Source organism: Brevibacterium sp. S22 (genome assembly GCF_004745485.1).
GTDB lineage: Bacteria > Actinomycetota > Actinomycetes > Actinomycetales > Brevibacteriaceae > Brevibacterium.
The window spans coordinates 23,445-40,000 of sequence record NZ_RHFG01000003.1 but is presented as its reverse complement, the minus strand read 5'-3'; the positions used below and the strand labels follow the sequence as shown (position 1 = coordinate 40,000).

At 62.0% G+C, this 16,556-nt stretch carries 15 protein-coding genes; 8 read left to right on the top strand and 7 right to left on the bottom strand.

Features of this window, described 5'->3' with window-relative positions; all coding sequences use genetic code 11:
• Positions 1–25 precede the first annotated feature (25 nt).
• A complete protein-coding gene (locus tag EB835_RS04230; protein WP_135808242.1) occupies positions 26–868 on the top strand; it encodes a ParA family protein in 843 nt (280 codons plus the stop codon).
• Between the two features lie 196 nt (positions 869–1,064).
• On the opposite strand, the gene EB835_RS04225 is transcribed toward EB835_RS04230, so the two are convergent.
• Both EB835_RS04225 and EB835_RS04220 read right to left on the bottom strand, forming a co-directional pair.
• Positions 1,065–1,646 carry a MerR family transcriptional regulator gene (locus EB835_RS04225; protein ID WP_135808241.1) on the bottom strand — a complete coding sequence of 194 codons (582 nt, stop codon included), beginning with the start codon at positions 1,644–1,646 and terminating at the stop codon, positions 1,065–1,067.
• A 242-nt stretch (positions 1,647–1,888) separates the two neighbouring features.
• On the bottom strand, positions 1,889–2,710 hold the full coding sequence (locus EB835_RS04220) for a lysophospholipid acyltransferase family protein (RefSeq protein ID WP_240688537.1): 822 nt from the start codon (positions 2,708–2,710) through the stop codon (positions 1,889–1,891).
• 105 nt (positions 2,711–2,815) lie between these two features.
• On the opposite strand from EB835_RS04220, the gene EB835_RS04215 reads away from it, so the two are divergent.
• From EB835_RS04215 to EB835_RS04205, 3 genes are read left to right on the top strand one after another with little or no spacing between them, the layout of a single operon-like run.
• Positions 2,816–3,604, top strand: coding sequence for an alpha/beta hydrolase (locus EB835_RS04215; protein ID WP_135808240.1), 789 nt, complete (start codon positions 2,816–2,818; stop codon positions 3,602–3,604).
• A 28-nt stretch (positions 3,605–3,632) separates the two neighbouring features.
• Positions 3,633–4,085, top strand: a complete 453-nt coding sequence (locus tag EB835_RS04210; protein WP_135808239.1) for a YiaA/YiaB family inner membrane protein — start codon at positions 3,633–3,635, stop codon at positions 4,083–4,085.
• 38 nt (positions 4,086–4,123) lie between these two features.
• Positions 4,124–5,881 (top strand): DEDD exonuclease domain-containing protein, encoded by a 1,758-nt coding sequence (locus EB835_RS04205; protein WP_135808238.1) that lies wholly within the window; start codon positions 4,124–4,126, stop codon positions 5,879–5,881.
• On the opposite strand, the gene trpD is transcribed toward EB835_RS04205, so the two are convergent.
• The gene (gene trpD, locus EB835_RS04200) at positions 5,849–6,970 is read right to left on the bottom strand and encodes an anthranilate phosphoribosyltransferase (protein ID WP_135808237.1); all 1,122 of its coding nucleotides are present in this window, start codon (positions 6,968–6,970) and stop codon (positions 5,849–5,851) included. The genes EB835_RS04205 and trpD overlap by 33 nt on opposite strands.
• Positions 6,971–7,254: 284 nt before the next feature.
• Here trpD and EB835_RS04195 point away from each other — a divergent pair, with 284 nt between their 5' ends.
• Genes EB835_RS04195 through EB835_RS04180 form a run of 4 tightly spaced genes read left to right on the top strand, consistent with a single transcriptional unit; the run spans position 7,255 to position 11,382 of the window.
• Positions 7,255–7,824, top strand: a complete 570-nt coding sequence (locus EB835_RS04195) for an aa3-type cytochrome oxidase subunit III (RefSeq protein WP_039207694.1) — start codon at positions 7,255–7,257, stop codon at positions 7,822–7,824.
• 57 nt (positions 7,825–7,881) lie between these two features.
• Entirely contained in the window at positions 7,882–8,667 is a 786-nt protein-coding gene (locus tag EB835_RS04190) for a cytochrome bc1 complex diheme cytochrome c subunit (protein WP_135808236.1), read from the top strand.
• A gap of 49 nt (positions 8,668–8,716) precedes the next feature.
• Positions 8,717–9,760, top strand: a complete 1,044-nt coding sequence (locus tag EB835_RS04185) for a cytochrome bc1 complex Rieske iron-sulfur subunit (protein WP_135808235.1) — start codon at positions 8,717–8,719, stop codon at positions 9,758–9,760.
• Positions 9,757–11,382: a cytochrome bc1 complex cytochrome b subunit gene (locus tag EB835_RS04180; RefSeq protein WP_135808234.1), complete on the top strand. Its 1,626-nt coding sequence runs from the start codon at positions 9,757–9,759 to the stop codon at positions 11,380–11,382. Before EB835_RS04185 ends, EB835_RS04180 begins: the two co-directional genes overlap by 4 nt.
• 297 nt (positions 11,383–11,679) lie before the next feature.
• Here the strand turns inward: EB835_RS04180 and EB835_RS04175 are convergent, their stop codons facing one another.
• The 4 genes from EB835_RS04175 to coxB form a co-directional block, all read right to left on the bottom strand.
• Entirely contained in the window at positions 11,680–12,528 is an 849-nt protein-coding gene (locus EB835_RS04175) for an IS5 family transposase (RefSeq protein WP_135808233.1), read from the bottom strand.
• Positions 12,529–13,511: 983 nt separating this feature from the next.
• A complete protein-coding gene (locus EB835_RS04170) occupies positions 13,512–13,913 on the bottom strand; it encodes a cytochrome c oxidase subunit 4 (RefSeq protein ID WP_135808232.1) in 402 nt (133 codons plus the stop codon).
• The gene (gene ctaD, locus EB835_RS04165) at positions 13,910–15,604 is read right to left on the bottom strand and encodes an aa3-type cytochrome oxidase subunit I (protein WP_135808231.1); all 1,695 of its coding nucleotides are present in this window, start codon (positions 15,602–15,604) and stop codon (positions 13,910–13,912) included. The genes EB835_RS04170 and ctaD overlap by 4 nt, the downstream gene beginning before the upstream one ends.
• Positions 15,601–16,473, bottom strand: coding sequence for an aa3-type cytochrome oxidase subunit II (gene coxB, locus EB835_RS04160; RefSeq protein ID WP_135808230.1), 873 nt, complete (start codon positions 16,471–16,473; stop codon positions 15,601–15,603). The genes ctaD and coxB overlap by 4 nt, the downstream gene beginning before the upstream one ends.
• Positions 16,474–16,556 lie beyond the last annotated feature (83 nt).

Genomic DNA, 16,556 nt, shown 5'->3' with positions numbered 1-16,556 from the left:
GCCGCCGATACGTTAACGTAGGAGGGTGCTTGTCCTAAGTATCAGCAGCCTCAAAGGCGGAGTCGGTAAGACCTCCGTGACGCTCGGTCTGGCCTCGGCGGCCTATAACAGAGGGATTCCCACTCTGGTCGTCGATATGGATCCGCAGGCGGACTCGTCGACCGGCCTCGATGTGCCGACCTCGACGCGCGTCGACATCGCCGATGTGCTCGCTGCTCCTAAGTCCCAGAAGATCCTGTCCGAGGCGATCATCCCCTCCGGGTGGGTCGGCGACAGGCTCGGCCATCTCGATGTGATCTCCGGTTCGCCGCGGGCCGCGGAGTTCGATCGGCCTTCGCTGTCCGAACGGTATCTGCGCCGACTCGAAGACGCCCTGACCCGGATCGCCAAAGGCTACCGGCTGGTCCTCATCGACTGCCCTCCCAGCCTCAACGGCCTCACCCGCACGGCGTGGACGGCGAGCAGCCGGGTCGCGGTCGTGACCGAGCCCAGCCTGTTCTCCGTCGCCGCTGCCGATCGTGCCCTGCGTGCGACGGACGAGCTGCGACAGCGTGGTGCGTCCGATCTGCAGCCACTCGGGTTGGTCGTCAACAGGGTGCGTGCCGGTTCGACCGAACATGACTATCGCATCCAAGAGATGCGAGAGATGTTCGGTCCTCTCGTGCTCAACCCGCCTCTGGCCGAACGAGCTGTCATGCAGCAGGCTCAGGGATCCGCGCGCCCCATCCACTCTTGGCCCGGCAAACCCGCCGAGGAGGTCGCCGGTTCGTTCGACGCCCTCCTCGAACGGGCACTGCGCTCGGAGAACATCCGCGGCCGTCGCGGTGCGGATGCGAAGTCCAACCAGGCTGGGTCGGAGAAGAAGTAACCTCTCCCCCGCACAGTGATGCGACTGCCGCCCTGACATCATGTTCGGGCGGCAGCTTCGTATTCAGCGGCCGGGGTTCGAAAGGAATGTACGCGGAAAGTCGGCTCGCCGATTCGGTCATTCGCCGATGAATGGCGAAAGCGGCCCGTCTCGTGGACGGACCGCCTCGGCGCTGGAGAGGTATTGCTGTCGGCTGTCAGCCGGATCTGCGTGCGCGGCGTGCAGCGAGCTCGTCCATGGCTTCGATGGCTGCGTCGTCTTCGGGGATCCGCTCGCTCGGGAACTCGGAGAGCGTGCCTTCGACTTCGTTCCAGACTCGGCCGACCGCGATGCCGAAGACGCCCTGACCGCCCTGGAGCAGGTCGACGACCTCGTCAGGTGAGGTGCATTCGAAGACGCTGGCGCCATCGGACATGAGAGTGATCTGTGAGAGGTCCTCGACGCCGCGGGAACGCAGGTGCTCAACCGCTGTGCGGATCGACTGCAGTCCGACGCCGGTGTCGAGAAGTCGCTTGACGATCTTGAGGACGAGGATGTCACGGAAGCTGTAGAGCCGCTGGCTGCCGGAACCGGTCGCATTGCGGATCGACGGGGTCACCAGATCGGTGCGCGCCCAGTAGTCGAGTCGGCGGTAGCTGATGCCGACGACCTTGCAGACGGTGGGACCGCGGTAGCCGGCCTCTTCATCGAGCACGGGCAGATCATCATCGAACAGCAGCCCTTGGGCTGCTGACGGCATCGGCGTCATGTCGACGCTTTCATGACTTGAGCGGTTCACACCGACTCCTCCTTAAAGTCCCTGGGGGAAGCGAAGGCCGCTTGGAAGGACCGAGAACATAGTCATTCTAGCCCTCTTCCCAGCGAACCTACAGTGGGATTCAACAACTCCAAGTTATTCTGCCGTCCCGGCCAGGACAAACACCTCGAGGTAACAATTTCAGCGTGTCGCCGTTACCGCAGTATTCGAACATGTCACATGGATGTCGTTCAGGCGACTCGGAGCGAAGTGAGTCAGGCTCCTCACGCTGAGGTCGAGGGCCTTTCGCCGCCTGATTCCGGCTCTTCTCGACCTGAGTCCTGCGCTTTCGCAGCATCTCTGCTCTTGGCTGATTCTCTGCCTGTGGAAACGTCCTGATCTGCTTCCGTCTTCTTCGGTTTCGCGCTCGTCAGCAGCTTGGTCTTCACCGTCGACGCATAGGTGTCGACGTATTCCTGACCGGACAGCCGCATGATCTCGTACATGATCTCGTCGGTGACCGAACGCAGCATGAAGCGGTCGACCGGCAGGCCTGAATACTTCGAGAAGTCCATGGGTGCACCGAAGACGACTCCGACACGCCGGAGTTTGGGGACGAGGCGACCGGCAGGCTGGAGCTTGTCCGTGCCGATGATCGCAACGGGAACCACGGGAGCGCCGGACTCGAGGACGAGTCGTGCGATGCCGGTGCGCCCGCGATAGAGCTTTCCGTCGGGCGACCGGGTGCCTTCGGGATAGATGCCCAGAGAATTGCCCTCCCGCAGAACCTTCAGGCCTGATTCGAGCGAAGCCTGCGATCCCGAGCCGCCGCCGCGGTCCATGGGCAGCTGATTGTTGAGCTTGAAGAACCAGCGCGTCACCGCGCCCTTGATCCCGCGGCCGGTGAAATAGTCCTTCTTCGCCAGATAGACGACGGGACGCGGAGCGAGCAGCGGGACGAAGATCGAGTCCATGAAGTGATTGTGGTTTCCCGCGATGATCGCCGGGCCCTCGGTCGGCAGATTGTCCACGCCCCGCACCCAGGGACGGAAGAGGATCCGCAGGATGGGTCCGGCGAGGACTCGCTTGAGAAACCAGTAGAACACGCGCACCCTTCCAACTACGACTCTTTGTCGTCCTCGGCAATCATATATCGACACGAACCGTGAACAGCCAAGTCGGGGACATCACATCCGTGCCATGCTGGAGTCATGGAGATCGATTTCACACTCAGGCCGGACCCGACGGCGGCTTACCGTGACCTCGGTGCCGGCTCATCCGTCGCGATCCTCTTCCTGCACGGACTGACCGGTTCACCTGTCGTGTGGGTGCCGATCGCCAGGGCGCTCGCCTCCGAAGGCATCGACGTCAGCGTCCCTCAGCTGCCCGGACACGGCACTTCGTGGCAGGACATGGACGCCACGGGGTGGTCTGAATGGCTCGGTGCTGCGCGCGCGGAGCTCGGCCGGCTGCAGGTCGACCATGATCGGGTCATCGTCGCCGGTCTGTCGATGGGCGGTTCATTGGCGCTGGCTCTGGCAGCCGCCGAGAGTGCCCCGGACGAGGTCGTCGTCGTCAATCCGGCCCTCTACGTCGACTCGCCCTTCGCGCCCCTGCTGCCGGTGCTCCGGCACGTCGTGCGCACGATTCCGTCCATCGGCGGCGATATCGCGCACCCGGATCGCAGCGAGTACGCCTACGAACGGACGCCGGTGGCTCCGCTGGCCTCGTTCCACAGTGCTCTGAAGATCCTGCGGGAGGATCTGTGGAAGATCGACTGCCCCGTCACCGCCATGATCTCCGGTGAGGACAACATCGTCGGCCCGCGAACGTTGCGTACCCTGCGGTCAGATCTTCCGCGTCCGCCGCATATCGTCGCTCTGCGTCGGTCCCGCCACGTGGCGACCCTCGATTTCGATGCGAAGACCATCGCCGAGGCGGTCCTGACGAGGGCCTGCGCCGAGGCGGTCGGGTCGTCTCCGTCCGAGACCGGGGAATAGCAGCGCCGGTGGAATTGCTGGAACAGGTATGAACGACGACGGCAGCACTTCGACTCCCGACGACGAGGGCCGGGAGGACTGGCGGCGAGACGTTCCCAATCCGGAGAAGATCGGACACGATCGTTCGCGCATCAGCGACGAGGAGTGGGACGACCTCGTCCGGCAGATCGCCGAGCCCTCAGCGACGATGGGCGATATGCCCGTCGAGGATGTTCGCGAAGCTCTGGAGGACACCGAGCACTGGGAACCCGAACCTGCCGAACCGATCGGGTGGCGCACCGCTTCGCCCACATTGGTGTTGTCCTGGGCCGCTGCACTCGGCGCGGTCGTACTCCTCCTCATCGGCGCCATCTTCTTCAGCCCCCTGCCCGGGTGGTATCTGCTCATCGGTCTGGCCGTCGGCCTCGGCGGAGCAGTCGGCCTGTTCTTCCATCTGCCGAGCCACCGGTCCGCCGACGACGGCGACGGCTCCTCGGTGTGAACGATGCCATGTCACCGGCGCCTGAGAGACTGAGCACCATGACCGCCCCGTTCGATCGTGCACCCAGCGCCATGCACAACACCCAGCTGTCATTCGACAGCCTCGGCACTCCCCTGTCAGACGTCACCTTCGTCATCGTCGACCTCGAGACGACCGGCACCCGGGCCGGGCAGTCGGAGATCACCGAGATCGGAGCGGTCAAGACTCGCGGCGGAGAAGTCATCGGCGAATTCCAAACGCTGGTCAAACCCGAACACTCCGTGATCAGCCCATTCGTCTCCCGGCTCACCGGCATCACTCATGCGATGGTCGATGACGCCCCGCCGATCAGCTCTGTGCTGCCGAGCTTCCTCGAATTCTCCATCGGTGCAGTGCTGGTGGCGCACAACGCGCCCTTCGACATCGGCTTCCTCCGCTCGGCCTGTGAACGCCTTGACTACCATTGGCCGACGCCGACGGTCCTCGACACCGTCACCCTGGCCCGCCGTGTCGTCGGTCGCGACGAAGTGCGCAACCACAAGCTTTCGACCCTCGCCGCTCATTTCGGAACCCAGGTCGAACCCGATCACCGCGCGCTCTCAGATGCTCGTGCGACCGGTGAGCTGCTCCACCACCTCTTCGAACGCTTCGGCGGCTACGGTGTGACCACTCTGGAGGAGCTGTCCACCGTCAGACAGTCGGGATGGGCGAAGCGACAGGCGAAATCCCATCTGGCCAAGGGCGTTCCGCCGGAGCCCGGCGTGTATATGTTCCTCGACGGCACCCGCAGAGTCCTCTACATCGGCAAGTCCGGCAATATGGCCCGACGGGTGCGCGGCTACTTCAACGCCTCGGAGAATCGGGGCCGCATAGCCGAGATGATCACCGCGGCTCAGGAGGTCAGCTGTCTGCCCTGCGCTCATGCCCTGGAAGCAGAGGTCCGCGAGATCCGCCTCATCGGTGAGCTGGCACCGCCCTACAACCGACGGTCGAAGAACCCGGAACGCAATTCCTGGATCGTGCTCAGCGATGAGCTCTTCCCCCGACTTTCGGTGGTCCGTTCGAGCTCAGCGCTCGAACGCTCCCCCGCCCCGCCGCTGGGTCCGTTCCGTTCGCGGAAGTCGGCACAGGCAGTCAAGGAACTCCTCGACACGCTCTACCCGGTGAAGAGGTGCACGGCGACCATTACGAAGCGCAGCCTCGGCGAGCATCGTCCCTGTGTGAGTGCCCAGGTCGGTCAGTGCGGGGGTCCGTGCGCGGGCATCACGGATGCCGATGACTACCGGAAGTCCATCGTCGAACTCTCTGCCCTGCTCGGCGGCGACCTGTCCTCTCTGCAGCGCTTGGCCGCAGAGAGGATGCAGCGGCTAGCAGGAGAGGCCCGATATGAGACTGCTGCCGATGTCCGTGACGCGATGCGCTCGGCGGTGTCGATCGCGGCTCGGGCCGAACAGATATCGGCGTTGCGATGCCTCCCTGAACTGGTCGCTGCGGCGCCCGGCTTCGACGCTGGCTGGGATCTGGCCATCATCCGCCACGGGAAGCTCGCCGGCGCCAGCCATGTGTCTGCCCGCCAGGCCATAGGCGAATCGCTGTCAGCACTGCGTTCGACTGCCGAATGGGTTCCCGCACCCGGGCGGTTGCCGCAGGAGACCGATTCGCTTCCGGAGGAGACACGACTGCTGGCCGGCTGGTTGGAGACCGCTGAACTCTTCTCCGCGATCACAGCGGACGGCAGCGGCTGGTCACTTCCCCGGAGGGGAGCGACCAGCCACGCATACGGGTCAGGAACGGTTCGTCTCAGCGACCCGGTGTGAGACCTCGATGAGATGCTGGAGCTTCTCTGCCCCGCCCCCGTTGTCGATGGTCTCCACCGCCGTTTCGATTTTGAGCGCCAATCGCTCGGTGAAGGTGCCCACAGCCGATTCATCGGCGGCCACAAGAGCCGCTGCGGCGTTGATGGCCACGATATCGCGCACGGCCGACCGTTCACCGTCGAGGACTGCACGGGTGATGGCGGCGTTCGCGTCCGGGCCGCCGCCACGCAGGTCGTCCTTCGTCGCCCGATCGATGCCGAGGTCGAGAGCATCGAACGTCGAGTGCTCGATCTCACCGTGACGGACTTCCCACACATCGTTGACAGCGGTGTTGCTCAATTCGTCGAGACCGTCTCTTGATCGGAACACGACGGCCTGATGTCCGCGTTTGGCCAGTGTGCCGACGACGAGAGGTGCCATCTGGGCGTCCGCGACGCCGATCGCCGTGTGCCGGGCTCGTGCCGGGTTCGTCAGGGGGCCGAGGATGTTGAACGCGGTGGGGACGTTGATCTGGCGTCGCACTGCCGCGACGAACTGCATCGACGGGTGGAATACGTTGGCGAAGCAGAAGGCCAGCCCCACCTCTTGGGCGATCTGACCGGTCTGTTCGGGTGTGATGTCGAACCGCACGCCGAGAGCCTCGAGCACATCCGCCGAGCCCGACGCCGACGAAGTCGCGCGGTTGCCGTGTTTGACGACGCGCTGTCCGGCGGCGGAGATGATCATCGCCGCAGTAGAGGAGATGTTCGCCGTCTTCGCGCGGTCGCCTCCGGTGCCGACGATGTCGACGGAGTCTTCGAGACCCGGCAGCGGAACCGCATGCTCCATCATCGCCGCCACGAGGCCGGCGATCTCTTCGACCGTCTCACCCTTCGTATGGTGGGCAGCGAGAAATGCGGCCATTGTCACATCCGGAGTCTTGCCCGACATGATCTGATCCATCGCCCATGCCGCCTGGTCGCCCTCGAGGTCCTGCTGATGCATGAGAGCCATGAGCAGGTCGGGCCAGTTCACATTGGCCGCAGGAACCGTGGTGCGGGCCTGGGAAGCCTGCGCTGCCGAGGTGGTCTTGGGCGTGGAATCGGTCATCCGTTTGAACTCTCACTAGGCGTTGCCGCCGCCCCGATGCTCAGGGCGGACCTTACCTGCGGCATACTATCGCGACTTCGACACGCGGGCGGAAGCTGCTTCCGGAACGAGATTTCGGCACCAGATCGCGGTTTTTGCTACGTCGTGTAGAAATTTCTTTCTCGAAACCTGGGTAAAAGATGAAAACTCACCCCGAGACGGGTAATAATGGGGTTGTGTCAACTGCCACTGCATCTCAAACAGCGCCAGCACATCCGGTTGTCAATCGTCCGAATGTGACCACGGTGGGCTTCATCGTGTTCCTCGCGAGCGACCTGATGTTCTTTGCCGCGCTCTTCGCCATGTACTTCACCGTCCGGTCCGTTGTTCCGGAGCTGTGGGAGGCGAGGACTCAGATCCTCGACATCCCCTACGCTCTCGGCAACACGTTGATCCTGGTGTCGTCTTCGTTCACCTGCCAGATCGGCGTGTTCGCAGCTGAGAGGTTCCGCCCTCGGCGGACCGGCTCGCTGTTCAACATCGCCAAATGGGGAATGGTCGAGTGGTTCTACCTCACCTTCGCCCTGGGCGCGATCTTCGTCTCCGGTCAGGTCATGGAGTACGCGACCCTCGTCAGCGAGGGCATCTCGATCAGCTCCGACGGATACGGCTCAGTCTTCTATCTGACCACGGGCTTCCACGGCATCCACGTGACCATCGGACTGATCTGCTTCCTGCTCGTCATCGGACGCGCCTACGGAGCGAAGAAGTTCGGTCACCACGAAGCCACATTCGCAATCTGCGTGTCCTACTACTGGCACTTCGTCGATGTCGTCTGGATCGGTCTGTTCGGCGTCATCTACCTGCTCCAGTAGCCGGCCTGAGATGCTCGGCCCCCAGGACTCACAACACTTCAAGCAAAGGACGATCAAGTGAAGCTTCTAGCAGATCGCCGCAGACATCCCATGGCGCTGGTCGCGCTTCTGCTCGTGGGACTGCTGCTGACCGGCGGAGCCTATGCACTCTTCACGCAGACTTCGAGCGCCAAGGCGGACACAGCCAGCGCTTCTGACATCGAAGAAGGCAAGAAACTCTTCGCGGCCAACTGCGCCACCTGTCACGGCATGAACGCCGAAGGCTCGAAGGCCGGCCCCGGCCTCATCGGCGTCGGCGCCGCTGCTGTTGACTTTCAGGTCGGCACCGGTCGCATGCCGCTGCAGGCCAACGGCCCGCAGGCTCGTGTCAAGGAACCGCAGTTCGATGAGGAGCAGACTGCTCAACTCGCCGCCTATGTTGCTTCGCTCGGCCCCGGACCGGCAGTTCCCGAAGATGAGTACCTCGATGCTTCCAAGGGTGACCCGGCAGCCGGCGGCGGACTGTTCCGCACCAACTGCGCCATGTGCCACAATGTGGTCGGCTCCGGTGGTGCACTGACCCGTGGCAAGTACGCACCGAACCTTGCCGAGGTCTCAGAGAAGCACCTGTACGAAGCGATGCAGACCGGCCCGCAGAACATGCCGATCTTCAACGACGCGAACCTGACTCCCGACGACAAGCGCGATGTCATCGCCTACGTCAAGGAAGTCTCGGACAACCCCTCCCCCGGCGGATTCAAGCTCGGATCGCTGGGCCCAGTGGCTGAGGGCCTGTTCATCTGGTTCTTCGGACTTGCTGCTGTCATCGGTCTGACAGTGTGGCTGTCATCCAGGTCCAAGTGAGTCTGACAGTGTCGTTCACCATCAATTACGAGAATAGACGGGGAATTCAATGACCTCGAAAGAGCACTCCGGCGGCGGCAGCCAGCTCGAGGAGTTGAACGGGTTCACAAACCCGGGTCTGCCTGAGCATACGCCGCGCCTGGCCGACACGGACCCACGCGCCGAGAAGGTCGCCGAACGGCAGGTAGCCGGCTGGTTCATCCTCTCGATGATCGGAACCATCTGGTTCATCGTCGCCTACTTCCTGTTCACCCCCGGCGAATCGATGCAGAGCATCCGCCTCCACAACATGTTCGTCGGCCTTGGTGCTGCTGTTGCGATGTTCTCCATCGGCTTCGGCGCCGTGCTCTGGGCCAAGAACCTCATGAGCGATCACGAGGGAATTGACGAACGTCATGACATCGGCGGCAGCGAAGAGGATCAGGCGGTTGCGCTCGAGATCCTCCACCAGGCCAAGGAAGAATCGGGCATCGCCCGTCGACCCCTGCTGCGCAACACTCTCATTGCCGCACTCGCGATCGCTCCGCTGCCTGCGGTCCTCGTCTTCCGCGACCTCGGTCCGCTGCCCGGCGACAAGCTGTTCAACACACTGTGGCAGAAGGGCACGCGCCTCATCCGGGATCCGGGTGGGATCCCGTCGATGGATTCCGAACGTCCGATCAAGGCCGACGAGGTCACGATCGGCTCGGCTTACCACGTCCTGCCTTCCGGCATCGGCGATCACGAAGCCAGCGACCACCCGATCAACGAGAAGGCCAAGGCCGCTGTGCTCCTCATGCGCATCGATCCCAAGGAACTCAAAGAGGATCCGGACCGCAAGGACTGGTCACACGACGGAATCGTCGCCTACTCGAAGATCTGCACGCACGTCGGCTGCCCTGTGGCGCTGTACGAGCACCAGACGCATCACCTGCTGTGCCCCTGCCACCAGTCGACCTTCGACGTGACAGAACACTGCAAGGTCATCTTCGGCCCGGCCAAACGACCTCTTCCTCAGCTGCCCATCACCGTGGACAGCGAAGGCTACCTGGTTGCCCAGTCGGACTTCCCTGAGCCTGTCGGACCTACGTTCTGGGAGATCAACCACCCATGAGTACTACACAGCCAACAACCACCATCGGGAAGGCAGCGAACTTCGCTGAGACTCGTGTCGGGGCATCGGTCCTCGTGCGCGAGTTCGGTCGGAAGATCTTCCCGTCCCACTGGTCGTTCATGCTCGGCGAGGTTGCTCTCTACAGCTTCATCATCGTCGTTCTGTCCGGAACGTTCCTCACGTTCTTCTTCCAGCCCGCCATGGGCGAGCTGCACTACGAAGGTCCTTGGCTGCCGTTGCGCGGCGTCGAGATCTCAGAGGCGTACAACTCCACTCTGGCGATCTCCCTCGAGATCCGCGGTGGTCTGTTCATCCGACAGATGCACCACTGGGGTGCCCTGCTGTTCGTCGCAGCACTGAGCGTCCACATGCTCCGTGTCTTCTTCACCGGTGCCTTCCGGCGTCCGCGTGAGCTCAACTGGGTCGTCGGCGTTCTGCTGGTCATCATGGGCATGGCAGCCGGCTTCACCGGCTACTCGCTGCCGGACGACCTGCTCTCCGGCAACGGTCTGCGAATCATCGACGGCATCCTGAAGTCGCTGCCGCTGGTCGGAACCTACATCTCGTTCTTCCTCTTCGGCGGCGAATTCCCAGGCATCGACATCGTTGCGCGTCTGTACACCCTGCACATCATGATCGTGCCGGCCCTGCTCATCGCGCTCATCGGCATCCACCTGATGTTCGTCGTGGTGCACAAGCACACCCAGTACCCGGGTGCCGGAAACACCGAGAAGAACGTCGTCGGAGAGCCGGTCCTGCCGACCTTCGCGGCCAAGGGCGGAGGCTTCTTCTTCCTCATCTTCGGTCTCATCTCGCTCATCTCGGCTCTGTTCACGATCAACCCGATCTGGAACTACGGTCCATATGACCCGTCACCGGTCTCCGCTGGCACCCAGCCTGACTGGTACATCGGCTGGGCCGACGGATTCCTCCGCATCGTTCCGGGCTGGTTCGAGTTCTACATCTTCGGATGGCCGATCTCGTTCAACATCAACAGTGCCGTGGTCGTCATGGGCGGCGTGTTCGCTGTCATGTTCGTCTACCCGTTCTTCGAGGCGTGGCTGCAGAAGGACCGTCGCGAACACCACATCCTCGATCGTCCGCGCAACAACCCGACTCGTACCGCGATCGGGGTTGCAGGAATCATCTTCTACTGCAACATGTGGGCGGCCGCATCGGGTGACATCGTGGCTGTGTTCTTCCAGATGTCGCTCAACGATATGATCTACATCTTCCGGTTCCTGTTCTTCTTCGGACCGATCATCGGTTACATCATCACCAAGCGCATGTGCCTGGCACTGCAGCGCAAGGACCGTGAGATCGCTCTGCACGGACGGGAGACGGCACACATCATCCGTCTGCCCCACGGCGAGTTCCTCGAACGTCACGAGGCTCTCCCTCCGCACAAGCTGTGGAAGATCACCGCGTTCGAGTCGCCTGCGTACATCCCGGCTCAGCCGAACGCTGACGGCAAGATCACAGGCATGGAGAAGCTGCGTGCACGCTTGTCACGCTTCTTCTTCGAAGATCGTGTTGCTCCGGTGTCGAAGCAGGAGCTCGAGGCTTCACATCATGACCACGACGAAGTCGAGGGCTCGAACCACAACGAGCTCGGTCACTGACCGATGTGATCAGCCAAGTTCGAGGGGCTCAGCAGTTCTGCTGCTGGGCCCCTCGCTCTATTCACCCACGCGCCTGAGGGAAGGCCACTCCCCCATGCCCGAGCAGCACCCCGTTCCCCGTCTGTTGGACTCAGGTCGTCGACCAGCAGCAACTCTTCGTGTTCCGACTGTTCTTCCGTCCTCGGAGTCATGCCTCTCGCTTCACAGCACCGCATTCATCGCCATCTGTGATGGGATCCCCGCTGAGTTGAGCCCTGATCCGAGTCTTTCTTATCTAAGAGGATGCGCGGATGGGAGTTATCTCCAGTCATAGCGCTTGACGGGCCTGGTAGCCCACCGATACTGAGTCCATGACATCTGCAGCAGTCGCTTGAGGACAATGACCGCATTCGCCAGACTCGCCCACGCGTGTTGGACGCGATCGACCCGATCCAGCACCACTTGGAGGAGTCTGAACCCGCGAGTGTGCCAAGAATTCGTCCGCTCGATCATCCACCGCCTGGTGTGGTTGATCTCGATATAGGTTCCCTTCGGCGAGATCTTCCGCCCACACCCGAATTCGGACAATAGGTCGCGGGTGACATACGAGTCATATCCGGAATCGAGATCGACTCGAATCGTCTCGGGCAAGAAGAACCCGAACGGGGACACACGCTCCAGTGTGGGCCGCAGCAGTGGGGAATCGTGCCGATTGGCCCCGGCCAGGACAACTCCGATCGGCAGGCCGTGGCCTTCGACGAGCACGGAACGCTTCTGTCCGGAGTTGCCGCGATCGGTCGGGTTCGGTCCGGTGTTGTCACCACCGCAGGGGGCCTTCACACAGCAGCCATCAACACTGAGATGAGTCAGGTCCAGGTCGATGACTTGGTCGAAGGCGTTGAGCGCGATCTGCTCGAGGCGAGCAAACACGTCTTGGGTGATCCATTCATCGCGGCGGGTTCGTAGCGTTGTGGCTGAGACCAGGTCGTCAGCGTGTTTGGTGTAGGCACCGCCGAGGACGAGTCGGGCGACGAGCTTGTCGAAGACGATCCGTTCGGCAACTCGTTGCCGGTGGCATCCGAGGGGGTGGTCGTCGTTGATCGTGGGCAGAAGAGTTTTGAATTGGCTCCAGAGAGGGTCGATGACTGAAGATGGAAGTGCTGGCACGGGGAAGCTGTCCTTATGTCTTCGATTGTGATGTTTGCACTTCCATCGAAGCTGACGCTTCTCCGTGTCAGTCTGTTACGACACGCCGTGTGCAGGATACGCACACTCCCTGCCTATCCGCGCAACCTCTAAGAGTGCCATTTGCCTCTTAGACCGTTAGCCGTCTATCAGAGGGCCCGCGGACCAGTGGAAGCCGCGCAGAGTGCGTGGAAGACCGACGCAGGGAACCCGAGCACCTCCATAGACACGCTGAAGACTCTCTGTGGCTCATCACGACGACCAGCCAGCATTGAGGCGATCGAGACTCGGCATGATTGGTCATCTTGACCGGTTGGTCCTCATGACCGCTGACACATGCCCAGCCGGCGAACTGGAGCGCAGCAGGTGGTTTCCCGATGGCGTCAGAATGTGCGCTAGACCTTTCGGCATCGGAGTGGAGACACCTGGAAGGCACCAATGACGATCAGGGCCGACTTACTTGGAGTTGACTGAGCCATGTCGAAGGGGCACGACCTGACTGAGAGTCCTTCCCCACTCCACACTCGGACCCAGCTTGGCCTCCGTTTCCCGAACTTCGGCATCGATTCCGGCAACGCGCCTGAAGTCATCAACGAACGCGTGTTTGCCAAGTGGAGCATTCACTCGGTCCCATTCCCCCGGCCAAGGGCAGCAAGCAGAATCAATGGCGCCCACGTGGAGCAGAAGAAGGGGACCCACGTCCGCGAGCCCGTCGGCTGCCTCCACTGCGACTGTCCACCGATTCTGGGGCAGAGGCAATTCCACGGAGGTTCACATCTGAGGCAAGGATCCTGCCGTGCCGGACACCTTCCGATGAAACGTCGATGATGGGGTGTTGGAATGCAGCTCTCAATGAATGAGCGCGCGTGGACATCGGCGAAGGCCCATCGTGGTGCAGCTGAGACAGCACTGTGGCCCGGACTCATTTCGAGTCCGGGCCACAGTGGCTACCACACCGTCGGCGATCAGTGAGCGAAGTCGCCGCGATCGTGTTCGTAGGTGAGACCGATGAGCGCGATGATTCCGAGCACTACACCGAATGGGAAGATCCACCAACCCATCGCGATTCCGTAGAAGGCGACAGCGGCGGCACCGGCAGACGTGATGGGCCACCAACTCCACGGGCTGAACATGCCGTAGTCGGCATCAGCATCGGAAATCTCAGCATCATCGTTGTCCTGCGGCTGACGGCCGACACGTCGGTCCGTCATCCACAGGTAGATGCCGATCATTCCGGACATACCGCCCAGCAGCAGCAGCGCAGGGAATCCGGCCATCTCCGTGAAATCTGTGTACAAGCCGTAGACGATGCCGACGATCACGAAGAACACGGCCGAGAAGATGAAGACGAAGATCGAAGCTCTCATTTGACGGCTCCTCCTGTCAGCTGTTCTTCATTGGAATGACCTGCGTATTCGAGCAGCTCAGGATGGTTGAGGTCGAAGGCAGGACGCTCGGAACGGATCCGCGGCAGCGAGGTGAAGTTGTGACGCGGGGGCGGGCATGAAGTGGCCCATTCGAGCGACCCTCCGTAGCCCCACGGATCGTCGACCGTGACCTTGGGTGCGTTGCGGTGTGTGATCCACACGTTCCAGAAGAACGGAACCATGGACAGACCCAGCAGCAGCGAACCGACCGTCGAGACCTGGTTCATCCAGGTGAAGCCGTCCTGAGGCAGGTAGTCGGCGTAACGACGCGGCATTCCGTCGACTCCCAGCCAGTGCTGGACGAGGAAGGTTCCGTGGAAGCCGATGAACAGCATCCAGAAGTGGATGTGTCCGAGCTTCTCGTTGAGCATCTTGCCCGTCCACTTCGGCCACCAGAAGTAGAATCCGGCGAACATTGCGAAGACGACTGTGCCGAAGACCACGTAGTGGAAGTGGGCGACGACGAAGTAGGTGTCGGACACCTGCTGGTCGAGTGCGGGGCTGGCCAGGATGACACCGGTGAGACCACCGAAGAGGAACGTTGCGAGGAAGCCGATCGACCACACGATGGGCGTCTCGAACGTAATCGAGCCTCTCCACATCGTGCCGATCCAGTTGAAGAACTTCACACCTGTCGGAATCGCGATGAGCATCGTCATGAACGCGAAGAACGGCAGGGCGACAACGCCCGTGACGTACATGTGGTGTGCCCACACGGTCACCGACAGAGCAGCAATCGCGACTGTTGCGAAGACGAGTTCCTTGTAGCCGAAGACGGGCTTGCGGCTGAATACCGGGAAGATCTCTGTGACGATTCCGAAGAACGGCAATGCGATGACATAGACCTCCGGATGTCCGAAGAACCAGAATAAGTGCTGCCAGAGTATCGGTCCGCCGTTGCCCGGACTGAATACATGGGAACCGAGGATGCGGTCGGAACCGAGGACCAGCAGCGAGGCGGCCAGCGGCTGGAAGGCCATGAGCACGAGGATGCCGGTGACGAGGACGTTCCACGTGAAGATCGGCATACGGAACATGGTCATGCCCGGCGCACGCATCGTGATCACTGTGGTGATGAAGTTGACGGAACCGAGGATGGTGCCGAAGCCCTGCAGACCGAGTCCGAGGACCCACAAGTTACCACCGGCACCCGGTGTGAACGTCGTATTGCTCAACGGTGCATAGGCCGTCCAACCGAATGATGCCGCACCCTGTGGAGTGAGGAATCCGGAGATGGCCACAAGGCTGCCGAAGAGATACATCCAGAAGGCGAAGGCATTCAGTCGTGGGAACGCGACATCCGGAGCACCGATCTGCAAGGGCATGATGACGTTGGCGAAGCCGGCGAACAGCGGAGTGGCGAACATCAGCAGCATCAATGTGCCGTGCATGGTGAACAGCTGGTTGTACTGTTCCTTGGTCTCTACGATCTGCATTCCGGGCTCGAAGAGCTCGAGGCGGATGATGAGCGCCATCACACCGCCGACGCAGAAGAAGAAGAACGAACCGATGAGGTACATGTACCCGATCGTCTTGTGATCCGTCGACGTGATCCAGTCGACGATGATCTTGCCCTTGCTCCGTGGAACTACCGGAGCATCAAGAGCCGCCTGATCCATCGTGGCGGTCATTTCTCAGCACCTTCTTTCGGGTACCAGTTGCGATCGTACTCCGGTCCCAGCTGGCCTGTGTTGCCCTGATCGGCAAGCGACTGCGTGTATTCGGCGAATTCTTCCTTGGACACGACCTTGACGTTGAAAAGCATCTCCGAGTGGTACTCGCCGCACAGCTCGGCACACTTGCCGACGTACTCGCCTTCCTTCTCAGCACGCAGATGCAGGCTCTGATCGTGACCGGGGATCATATCGCGCTTCTCGAGGAAGGCGGGGACCCAGAAGGAGTGGAGGACATCGCGGGCGTGCAGCCGGATCTCCAGATCGGTGTCGACGGGGAGATAGAGCACGGGAGCGGACTCCTCCGGAGCCTCGGTGCCGTCGAGCTCGACCTGAGTGCCGGCGTAGTAGACGTTCTCGGTCTCGTAGTTGAAGTCCCAGGCCCACTGCTTGGCAGCGACCTCGATGACCTGCTCGCCGGGGGTCGTGTCATCCGTCGTCTGCTCCATGACCTGGACGTTCTGGAAGAAGAATCCGAGGACGAGGACGACCGGAGTCACGGTGAAGAGGATTTCGATCGGCATGCTGTAGCGCATCTGCACCGGCAGTCCGCGATCGTTCTTGCGGCGTCGGTAGGCGACCATGGCCCACAGGATGAGACCCCACACGATGAGGCCCACGATGAGGAGTGCGATCCACCCGCCGTTCCACAGCGCTGTATAGGCATCAGTGTGGCTCGTCGCGCCTTGAGATTCGACGGGAAAAAATCCTGTGGCGATCTGCTCTTTAGTGCAACCCGATAGCAGCGCCGGTATCAACACGGCGCTCAGAATGCCGAGCCGCTTCGCCCAGGACCGCTGCGGTCCTGACTGATTCGGAGAATCCACGTGCAGCCTTTCACAACGTTCTGCGTCTCCAGGTCAGGCCGAGAGACGTGTACTTACTCTGTCACCCACAAGACTACCGCTAC